This window comes from Pseudomonas sp. yb_9, from assembly GCF_043103635.1.
Lineage (GTDB): Bacteria > Pseudomonadota > Gammaproteobacteria > Pseudomonadales > Pseudomonadaceae > Aquipseudomonas > Aquipseudomonas monteilii.
In genome coordinates, this window is record NZ_JBICKA010000036.1 from 1 (window position 1) to 1,071 (window position 1,071).

The following is a 1,071-nucleotide window of genomic DNA, read 5'->3' on the forward strand; positions in this document are numbered from 1 at the left end:
CAACACCTGACCTTTCCGGTACGGTGCTGCCCCTATGTCCTATTCCGAACTCAGCGTCGAAGAGCGCGCCATCATTCAACTCAGTCAAGCTCAAGGCTTCAGCCTGCGCGGCATTGCTCGCCTGATTGACAGGTCGCCCTCGACCATCAGCCGAGAGCTGAAGCGCAATCGAGGCAGTAGTGGTGCTTACTCGGCCCGCTGCGCCCAGCAACAGATGAACATTCGGCGCCAGGTTTGTCGCCCCAAGCGCAAGCTTCTGCCGGGCAGCGAGCGCTTCGAACTGGTGGCCCACATGCTGCGTAAGCGTTTGTCTCCCGAGCAGATTGCCGGCAAGCTGCGCAGCATGACCATACCCAACCTCAGAGATGCCTACGTCTGTCGTGAGACGATCTATAACGCGATCTATGCCTTGCCGGTCGGCGAGTTGCGCAAGGAGCTGATCGTCTGCCTGCGCCAAGGCAAGACGACGCGCCGGCCGCGCTCTGGTGGCGTGGATCGGCGCGGCCAGATCCCTGAGATGGTCAGCATTCATGTTCGCCCGCCAGAGATCGAAGACCGGCTGATGCCGGGGCATTGGGAGGGCGACCTGATCAAGGGTAAGGCCAACGCCTCGTCGGTAGGCACGTTGGTGGAGCGCACCAGTGGCTACCTGATGCTGATGAAGATGAACGACGCAACGGCGACCTCGGCGATGGAGGGCTTCAGTGCAGCGCTCAACAGCATGCCGCTGGCGATGCGCAAGAGCATGACCTACGACCAGGGCCGGGAGATGGCGCGGCATGCTGAAATCACCCAGCAGACAGGGGTCGCTATTTACTTCTGCGACCCGCACAGCCCCTGGCAGCGCGGTAGCAACGAAAACATCAACGGCCTGATCCGCCAGTACCTGCCCAAGGGGACTGACTTGTCGGTACACAGTCAAGAGCAATTGAATGCCATCGCCTTGGAGCTGAATATGCGCCCCCGTAAACGCTTCGATTTCAAGTGCCCGATCGAAGTCATGGGCGAGGTGATGCAGGAAGCCATGGCTATGCGGCATCATGCTCCAGCTTCAAATCAATAACCGTGTTG

General features: G+C 60.0%; 1 protein-coding gene. It reads left to right on the forward strand.

Features of this window, described 5'->3' with window-relative positions; genetic code table 11:
• Positions 1-34: 34 nt before the first annotated feature.
• The gene (locus ACF8MI_RS09135; protein WP_058199151.1) at positions 35-1,063 is read left to right on the forward strand and encodes an IS30 family transposase; all 1,029 of its coding nucleotides are present in this window, start codon (positions 35-37) and stop codon (positions 1,061-1,063) included.
• The last annotated feature ends 8 nt before the right edge of the window (positions 1,064-1,071 follow it).

Excerpts from the sequence above, each read along its gene's own strand:
- ACF8MI_RS09135 (WP_058199151.1), top strand. The coding sequence starts at position 35 with ATGTCCTATTCCGAACTCAGCGTCGAAGAGCGCGCCATCATTCAACTC.